Genomic DNA, 8,899 nt, shown 5'->3' with positions numbered 1-8,899 from the left:
AACTGATCGGCATTAGAGTCAAACACTCTGTTTTTTTTATGGCTTAATTGCCGCGTCAATTTTTCCGTCAAACCATAATTCTTTTCTATCTAACGGCGTTTTTTCAGGTAAAAACGTGTTTTTCAGAGTGTAAAACGTTCGTTTTTCAAGCTGTGCTTTATCAATATAAGGTTTGTAATTCTCAATAAACAACGCATCAAACTTGCCGTTTTTAATGGCTTTTTCTAATCCATTTTCAATCAAACTTGCCAGAGGTACACTATTTTTATTCACAAAAAAATATATGGCAGCGGGATAACGGATACCAAGAGTAGGTTGGATTCGAATTGGGATCTTTGATTGACTTTTATCCAACTCATCCCAAATTTCTATGATTGAACGGGGATAAAAATCTCCCTGTGCATTGCCAAGCATTTTCATAAGGGCACTTTGAGAACGTTCTGTCACCACATCAAAACTATTGGATTGCAATACTTTAGTATCGGGCCAATCACGCCCTTGCAACGGCGCTAGTTTCACCAAATGCTCAAGCTCTTGAATATATTTAAAGCGCCCTGCCATATCTTGTCGAATTAGCAATAATCGCCAACCTATCAACCCTTTAAATATTGGGATGCGTATCGGTAGTAAATCTTTTTCTCGCTGAGGATTAGTCATTCCCCAAACAATATTAATTTCTCGATTGTCCTGCAATCGAACCAACGCTTTACCTTTCGACAAGATATTTTCTGACGGGTTTAGTTGATATTTGACTCCGGTTTGCTCTAAAGCTAACGCCAGTACTTGTATCGGATACTCATCAATCTTCGAGCTATTTTCAAGATGGCGGGGATAGGTTATTTGCCACGATGCGCTTAGCGCGTTAACGCTAAAAAAAACGGAACAAATAACGAGGAGCCTTTTCATAAATTACTCGGCACGAGCCAAAACTTCAGCAAGTTTTTTTTCATCATCATCAATCACTGCCACAATTATTTTAAGTTGTTTATCTGGCATTTTTTGCAACGTATAAGAAGTCGCACAACTGAAACGTAATTGTTCATTTGTATCGAAAAATTGCCAGCGCATTTTTGAGAAAAATAATGAATCAGATAGACGCATAGTTTGTTGCAACTTTGGAACAAAGGACTTTATACCAGCGACCTCAAATTTAGCTATGGTGCGACTGACCGCATTTTCTAATTCTTCGACGCAAGCCAATACTTTTTTACTATCATCAGTCATGACAATAGTAGGTGGTAAACAAAAACTCGCTATTTTTTTAGAGTCGAAAGAATTTAATGCGTTAGCATACAGTTCCAAAAAATACTCTGAATCAATTGGCATAGATAATTTTTCCTTAATTAGGGCAAAGCCCTATTCAATTCCGATAAATTTGTGAGTTTGTAACGACAAACGCCAATTACGCGCTATACAGGTTTTAATTGCAAGGTCGGTTGCTCGTTTTTGTTGGCTAATAGGCTGCAAATATATATTAGGCGGCGTTTGTTCTCCAAGTAACGTTAACACTTGATCTAACTCTTCTATATGTTTTTCCATCGCAATGGGGTGTTTTATTTCATTAGCTCTGCGCATGGCACTGCTTAAAACTGGTCGTCCTCCTGGCATATTAACTTTAGGCGAAACAGTAACCCACGTTTCTGGATGAGCAATTATTTCATAAGTGCCACTAGTTTCAATTTGCACTGAATAACCTTGGGTAATTAAACCACTAGTGATTTCGGTTAAATCATACAAACACGGTTCGCCACCAGTGATCACTACATGTTTAGCTATATAACCATGATGTTTAAAAAGCGCTAATAGTTGTTCAGTACTGTGTTCAAACCATTTATCAGATTCCGCAGTTTCAGCCATTACCGCGTCGCTTGTCGTTTTTAACTCAGGTGATACTACCCACGTATGTTTGGTATCACACCATGGACAGCCAACAGGACAACCTTGCAAACGCACGAATATGGATGGTAAACCTGTGTAACTGCCCTCGCCTTGCAAAGACTCAAACACTTCATTAATTTTATATAAACTCAATCACTTTCCTATTGTTTAACCTAAACCCCGTTGTGGGAATTTACAGTTAAATCACTTAAAATCACTACCCATTAATTGATTATAAAGAAGCAAAGCCCATGTCACAAAAGGTAGTGGTAATTTTTTCTGGGGGAATGGACTCATTTACTGTCCTAAACCTCGCCGTTAAACAAGGTTTTGAGGTATTTGCCTTGTCTTTTGATTACGGGCAACGACATAAAAAAGAGCTGGATTATGCCAGTCGCGCCTGCAAAACACTGGGTGTCCAACACAAAATTGTTGATATTTCAGCTATCAACCAACTAATTGGAGGTTCATCTCTCACCTCAGATATTGACGTAGCAGAAGGCCATTACGAAGAAGAAAGCATGAAAAGCACTGTGGTGCCGAATAGAAATATGATTTTGCTGTCGATGGCGGTAGGTTATGCCGTTTCTATGGATGCCAATAAAGTCTTCTACGGGGCCCACTCAGGTGATCACGCTATTTACCCAGACTGCCGCCCTGAATTTGTCCACAAAATGAATGATGTATGTGCTATCGCCAATTATGAAGCCGTTGAAATTGTTACGCCTTATTTGGAAGTCAGTAAAACCGCAATTTTGACTGCAGGTTTAGCAATGGGCTTGGATTACAACCAAACATGGACTTGTTATAACGGCCGTGAAAAAGCTTGCGGAAAATGTGGCGCTTGCCAAGAAAGATTAGAAGCATTCAGTGATAACGGTGTAAGTGATCCATTGGAGTATGAAGAATAAGGTTGAGGGTGTCTTGACGACATTAGTCTCTGAACTGACTCTAGCCGAAAACTAAAACATATAGTGATTCATGTTCTATTTTACTTTTCTCTCAAGGCCGTTCACAGACAATAAAAAAGCCGCATAAATGCGGCTTAACAATCAATTGAATCTCTAAACTTAACTTTCAACTTGTTGAATAAAATAGCTAATTTCTTTAATCAAATGTCTTAACACTGGGTTTAAGCGAGTGTTTTTTCCATTCATTACAAACAAGTCATGACTAAATTCAAATAAACTTTTACCTACAGGCACTAACCCAAGGCCTGCAGCTTGGTTGGTGAGCACATAGTCAGGCAATAGTCCAACATACTCACCTGTCATTATCGCAGACAAACAAGCATCGTAGGAGTCAGAAAACGTTTGTATTGCCATACGTGTATCCTCAGAAATATAGTTAGCTGAGGATAAGCCTGAAATACCAATTGCTGGATAATCGCCTATTTTGACATTATCAGGTAAGCCGTCACGATATTTTGCTAATACATGTGACGGTGAGCAATACAAACGACCTTTACAGGCTACTTCAACTGGGTGAAAGGTAACCGATTCAGGTTTTACCATGTCATAAGTTGATAACACCAAATGACATTCGCCTGATAGAGCCACATGCTCTACTTCGTTATACAAACGGGTTTGGATATTGACATGAATATCATTAAACTTTTTCATGGTACTTTTAACGGCTTTACTTACCGCTAAATGGTAAGACAAAGGCAACCCAGCCATCATAACTAAGGTAATGTGCCCTGAATAATCGTCGTGAAGACTTTTAAGATTGAATACAAAGTTATCAAAAGAGTTAAATATACGTTTCGTTTCCTGAAAAACGACTTCCCCCTCTTTAGTCATTTGAAACCCACCGCGACCTCGATGGCACAAAACTAAATCTAAGCGTTCTTCGAGCTTTTTAATCGCGGCGCTAATATTGGGACGTTGCATGCGAAGCACGGGTTCAGCCGCAGTGAAGCCATTACATGAGGCCACAGCGTAAAACACACGCAATAATTTGATATCGGATTCTTGAAGACGATTTAACATTACAGCACCACTTATAGGTATAGTTCTTGATACTAAAGTACATATTAGGAAAGCCGTAGCCGGATTACAATGGAAATTTAACAGAACCGCCAAAAACTGGGGTATTGGCGTAACAAAAGTTTATGAATATTGAATAAAACACAGCACAGAGGCTATATGACTGTGGTTAATTCTAACGGGTGACTTCCTCAATCAACTATATTATCTGTAGTAATTATTTTTTGGGTGCCGCGCTACTAGTTGCACAATAACAGCACCACTTAATGATTATGGCTTGAAACTTAAACCTCTAAGTTAAGAGTTTTTCACTATCTGCGCCCTAAACGCTTCTATTTCATCTCTTAAGTTAGCGGCTTTTTCAAACTCTAATTCCTTCGCTGCTTTGAACATCACTTTTTCAAGATCAGCAATTTTTTGCAATATTTGTGGTGTACTCAGCGCGCTATATTTTTTGCCAGATTCTGCGACTAACCTCAATTTAACCTTACCATCAGAACTACCGTCTCCCACATCCATAATATCGGTAATAGGCTTATTTAACTGCATTGGCACTATGCCGTGTTTAAGGTTGTAGGCTTTTTGAATTTCACGACGTCTGCTTGTTTCTGCTATTGCACGTTCCATTGAGCCAGTAATCTTATCGCCATACATGATTGCTCGCCCATTAAGATGACGGGCAGCCCTCCCCATAGTTTGAATCAGTGATTTATCGGATCTTAAAAAACCTTCCTTATCTGCGTCGAGAATAGCAACCAAAGATACTTCAGGCATATCCAACCCTTCTCTTAGCAGGTTGATTCCTACTAAGACATCAAACTTACCAATACGTAAATCACGAATAATTTCAATACGCTCAACCGTGTCTATATCAGAATGTAAATAACGAGATTTTATGCCATGCTCGTCAAGGTAATCACTTAAATCTTCTGACATACGTTTAGTTAAAGTGGTAACCAAAACTCTCTCATTAGCGGCTACGCACTTATTAATCTCTGACAATAAATCATCAACTTGAGTGGCCACAGGGCGAATTTCTATTTCAGGATCCAGTAAACCTGTGGGACGCACGAGTTGCTCAACTATGTCGTCTGGCGCCGCCGCTAGTTCAAATTTACCTGGGGTGGCAGATACATAAATGGTTTGCGGGGTAATTTGTTCAAATTCTTCAAATTTTAAAGGGCGGTTATCTAATGCAGAAGGTAATCGAAAGCCATATTCCACTAGGGTTTCTTTTCGAGACCTATCACCTTTATACATGGCACCAATCTGTGAAACCGTGACGTGGGATTCATCAATAAACATTAAACCATCAGCTGGGAAATAATCGATAAGGGTCGGTGGAGGATCGCCCGGATTGCGGCCAGATAAATACCGAGAATAATTTTCGATGCCCGAGCAATACCCTAACTCCTGCATCATCTCTATATCAAATTGACAACGCTGGGAAACTCGCTGTTCTTCCACTAATTTATTCACTGATTTGAGCTGTTCGCGTCTTTCCTTTAACTCAACCTTGATATGCTCAATTGCATCAAGGATCTTTTCTCTTGGGGTGACATAATGAGTTTTCGGAAAAACTGTAGCGCGAGTGACGGTTTTTTCAACCGCGCCGGTAAGGGGATCAAATATACTAATACGTTCTATTTCTTCGTCAAATAACTCAACTCTAATTCCATGACGCTCTGAGTCTGCCGGAAACACATCAATTACGTCACCGCGAACTCTAAAAGTGCCCCGCTCAAAAGCGATATCGTTTCGAGTATATTGAATTTCTGCTAAGCGCCGCAAAATATCCCGTTGATTCATGATATCGCCCTGGCGAAAATGCACTAACATTTTCATATAAGACTCAGGATCTCCCAAACCATAAATGGCCGATACACTAGAAACAATAATAACATCGCGCCTTTCCATCAATGATTTAGTAGCGGATAAGCGCATTTGTTCTATATGAGCGTTGACCGAAGCGTCTTTTTCAATAAAGGTATCACTAGAGGGCACATAGGCTTCGGGCTGGTAATAATCGTAATACGAAACAAAATATTCTACGGCGTTATTTGGAAAAAACTCTTTCATTTCGCCATAAAGCTGTGCCGCTAAGGTTTTATTGTGTGCCAAAATCAAGGTTGGTCGCTGCACCTTTTCAATGACATTTGCCATGGTAAAAGTTTTACCGGAACCCGTTACCCCTAATAAAATTTGACGCGCTAAGCCATCTTCTAACCCTTCAACTAAAGCATCAATCGCTTTAGGCTGATCACCAGCTGGGGAATAACTCGAGGATATTTCAAATGCTCTACTCATAAACTTTACTTACTCACTACACTCTGTTCAAATCGCGACGAAAGAATGCTTTTGAACCAAATAAAAGCAATACATCCAACAGTCACGTTAGCTACAACTGCGGCCCAAAATAATCCTGGTAAGTTAAACCAATAACTACCAATAAATGAAAATGGCACAAAAAACACAAATAAACGCATGCCATTTAGAAACAAGGCAGACATCGGCATATGCATCGCATTAAAAGAAGAATTAGTCAAAATAGTTACGCCCTGAAATCCATATCCTAAAGGCACAATCACTAAGAACAACACAATAGTGGCAGCAACCTTTGGTTCGTCAGTAAAAATATTAGCGATCAAACCAGACAATAACGCCAGTAGAGCAAAAATGAGCAGTTGCCAAACAATCACGAATTTGACACATAAAGAATAAGCATGGCGTACACGTTCTATATTGTTAGCCCCAAAATTCTGACTAATAAACGGTGGTAACGACATAGATAAAGACAGAACCACTATACTAGCAATCGATTCTAATCGCCCACCTACCCCCCAAGCAGCCACAGCTTCTGGACCATAACCGGCAACGATAGCAGTGACTATTCCAGTTGAAATTGGAGTCAACATATTGGCTCCTGAAGCAGGCAATCCTATTTTTAAAATGCCGCCTGTACTGCGTTTCAACTGATGCCAATTCAGTAACTTAGGCTCCATCAATTGCCGTTTTATAGCCAATATATACAAGATATAAAACACACCAACCGCCCACGCTATTAGTGTTGCAATTGCAGCCCCTTGTATTCCAAAAGCAGGCACTGGACCCCAACCAAATATAAACAGGGGATCCAAAATCACATTAATCACCCCACAAAAAGCCATGATATAACTCGGTGTTTTAGTATCGCCTGAAGCCCGTAACACACTGTTGCCAACCATAGGCATAGCCAAAAATATACCCGCGGCATACCACACCAACATATATTCATGAATCAACACAAGTTGTATTTGATCCGCCCCCATTAAGCGGAAAATAGGTGTAATTGTCATCACACCCACAATAGCTAATAAAATAGCCAAAACCATAGTCAACATTAAAGCACCGGTAGCAGTCTCCTTAGCTTGGATGTGTTGCCCCGCACCAAGGAATTTAGCAATAATCGCAGAGGTACCTATACCCAAACCTATATTTAGACTGATAACAGTAAAAGTAACTGGAAACGTAAAACTGATAGCGGCAAGCTCTTGGGTACCTAACATCCCGATAAAAAAGGTATCGACTAACCCAAAAGTCATAAGTACCACCATACCCAGTATCATTGGCAAGGTCATTTTACGCAGCGTGATGGCAATATCATTATTGAGTAAATCTGGATGGGAAGTTGTTTTCTCACTTGAGGTCAATATTGCTCTCTCTTAATTGAAGCTATAGGTGCAAAGTAGGTTATCTAACTCAAAAACACGTTGCCGAGATCTTAACCTGTAAATATCAACAAACAGTAGTTGCTTTGTTAGTCACAACACAATCAGCTAATAATACGCGATTTTTCCTTCAGTTTTCTTATATTTAGCGGCGTTAATGTTACATATTTGTTAAAACAAACAATGTTCAAAAGTGTATCTTTTTAAATACAGGTGAGCGTCTATTTATTGACGTTTTTAGTTAAATCACGAGTATTCAGGGCTAATTAATCTTTATTGATTTAAAAACAATCAATTCAAAAATCAAAACTAATCTCATTGTTTTGACGTGTTTTTGTTTTTCTCTTTAAAAACAACACACAAGAGAAATTCCATTGTTTTCACTAAGATTTTTTATTTTTTAGGCGAACCAAAATAAAAACCCAAACTATTGTTTTATAAGTATTTTTCAAAATATTTTGATATTTTTAATTTGATCTATTGACTTTGAATTGTTGATCACTTCTTTACCAAAAACAGTTTAATCCACAAGGTTATCCACAAGATTCGTGGATAACTGCCTTCGCCCTTTAATTGGCGTACTTTGACGCCGCTATGCACTTTTATTTTAGTTAGTAACCACCAACCTACTGCATCCCCAACGAAGGTTACACTTTTATTAATCACTGGCATTATATACAGTGCACAACTATTCATTAATAACAATTAGCTATAACGAAGTGGAAAAATGGTCTTTAATGAAAGTTTAATGATAACAACAAAAATCGCGCAATTTTAAACCAATAAAAAACCGAAAATTTTTATATTTCATGAATACGCTTGGTTTGTGTACAAGTTTATGAAAATATCGATAAAAACCTCACTTTGAGTGTTGACAGCGGGCGGTATGCTGATTAATATCCTGCCCCGTTGAAAAGCACCTCGGTTTTTAACCCAGAACCCTTTCAACGTAAGTGTAAAGTTCCCCCTTAGCTCAGCTGGTTAGAGCGACGGACTGTTAATCCGCAGGTCCCCTGTTCGAGTCGGGGAGGGGGAGCCAACTTACACTTGATACAAGTTAGATATTAATCATAAAATTGTATTTAACCTGAAATTGAATTCCCCCTTAGCTCAGCTGGTTAGAGCGACGGACTGTTAATCCGCAGGTCCCCTGTTCGAGTCGGGGAGGGGGAGCCAATTCAATTTACATAAGTCTCTTCCTACTTAACTCATTCTTAATTATCTCTAGTTATTAGCTTTTATTTCAAAAATAAACACCTTTTGTTAGTAATCTTTTGAATATCAAGTTGTTAATAGCCACTTAAATAAAGATAATAACAAGTGTAA

The 8,899-nt window shown here is 38.9% G+C and carries 7 protein-coding genes and 2 tRNA genes; 3 read left to right on the top strand and 6 right to left on the bottom strand.

The features are described 5' to 3' along the window. Positions 1 to 36 precede the first annotated feature (36 nt). From KO534_RS08630 to queE, 3 genes are read right to left on the bottom strand one after another with little or no spacing between them, the layout of a single operon-like run. Positions 37 to 906: an amino acid ABC transporter substrate-binding protein gene (locus KO534_RS08630; RefSeq protein WP_215929244.1), complete on the bottom strand. Its 870-nt coding sequence runs from the start codon at positions 904 to 906 to the stop codon at positions 37 to 39. A 3-nt stretch (positions 907 to 909) separates the two neighbouring features. Continuing rightward, complete coding sequence (locus KO534_RS08625) at positions 910 to 1,326, bottom strand: hypothetical protein (protein WP_215929243.1); 417 nt, start codon at positions 1,324 to 1,326, stop codon at positions 910 to 912. A gap of 30 nt (positions 1,327 to 1,356) precedes the next feature. Then, positions 1,357 to 2,031, bottom strand: coding sequence for a 7-carboxy-7-deazaguanine synthase QueE (queE, locus tag KO534_RS08620; RefSeq protein WP_215929242.1), 675 nt, complete (start codon positions 2,029 to 2,031; stop codon positions 1,357 to 1,359). Positions 2,032 to 2,129: 98 nt separating this feature from the next. On the opposite strand from queE, the gene queC reads away from it, so the two are divergent. Next, positions 2,130 to 2,789, top strand: a complete 660-nt coding sequence (gene queC, locus KO534_RS08615) for a 7-cyano-7-deazaguanine synthase QueC (RefSeq protein WP_215929241.1) — start codon at positions 2,130 to 2,132, stop codon at positions 2,787 to 2,789. Positions 2,790 to 2,948: 159 nt separating this feature from the next. Here the strand turns inward: queC and KO534_RS08610 are convergent, their stop codons facing one another. From KO534_RS08610 to KO534_RS08600, 3 genes are all read right to left on the bottom strand, one after another. Beyond that, positions 2,949 to 3,869 (bottom strand): LysR family transcriptional regulator, encoded by a 921-nt coding sequence (locus KO534_RS08610; RefSeq protein WP_215929240.1) that lies wholly within the window; start codon positions 3,867 to 3,869, stop codon positions 2,949 to 2,951. Positions 3,870 to 4,163: 294 nt separating this feature from the next. Beyond that, a complete protein-coding gene (uvrB, locus tag KO534_RS08605; protein ID WP_215929239.1) occupies positions 4,164 to 6,173 on the bottom strand; it encodes an excinuclease ABC subunit UvrB in 2,010 nt (669 codons plus the stop codon). Positions 6,174 to 6,178: 5 nt separating this feature from the next. Next, positions 6,179 to 7,555, bottom strand: a complete 1,377-nt coding sequence (locus tag KO534_RS08600; protein ID WP_436836580.1) for an MATE family efflux transporter — start codon at positions 7,553 to 7,555, stop codon at positions 6,179 to 6,181. A gap of 980 nt (positions 7,556 to 8,535) precedes the next feature. On the opposite strand from KO534_RS08600, the gene KO534_RS08595 reads away from it, so the two are divergent. Together KO534_RS08595 and KO534_RS08590 are read left to right on the top strand one after the other, a co-directional pair. After that, a tRNA-Asn gene (locus tag KO534_RS08595) sits at positions 8,536 to 8,612 on the top strand. A 60-nt stretch (positions 8,613 to 8,672) separates the two neighbouring features. Next, positions 8,673 to 8,749, top strand: a tRNA-Asn gene (locus KO534_RS08590). Positions 8,750 to 8,899: the final 150 nt, after the last annotated feature.

The sequence above is a fragment of the Paraglaciecola arctica genome (assembly GCF_018861065.1).
GTDB classification, from domain to species: Bacteria; Pseudomonadota; Gammaproteobacteria; order Enterobacterales; family Alteromonadaceae; genus Paraglaciecola; species Paraglaciecola arctica_B.
The sequence above is the reverse complement of the archived record's forward strand: the minus strand, read 5'-3'. Positions and strand labels throughout refer to the sequence as shown.

What these genes read in the sequence shown, in the direction of transcription:
- KO534_RS08630 (WP_215929244.1), bottom strand. Translation starts at nt 906, where the DNA reads ATGAAAAGGCTCCTCGTTATTTGTTCCGTTTTTTTTAGCGTTAACGCG.
- KO534_RS08625 (WP_215929243.1), bottom strand. Translation starts at nt 1,326, where the DNA reads ATGCCAATTGATTCAGAGTATTTTTTGGAACTGTATGCTAACGCATTA.
- queC (WP_215929241.1), top strand. Translation starts at nt 2,130, where the DNA reads ATGTCACAAAAGGTAGTGGTAATTTTTTCTGGGGGAATGGACTCATTT.
- KO534_RS08610 (WP_215929240.1), bottom strand. Translation starts at nt 3,869, where the DNA reads ATGTTAAATCGTCTTCAAGAATCCGATATCAAATTATTGCGTGTGTTT.
- uvrB (WP_215929239.1), bottom strand. Translation starts at nt 6,173, where the DNA reads ATGAGTAGAGCATTTGAAATATCCTCGAGTTATTCCCCAGCTGGTGAT.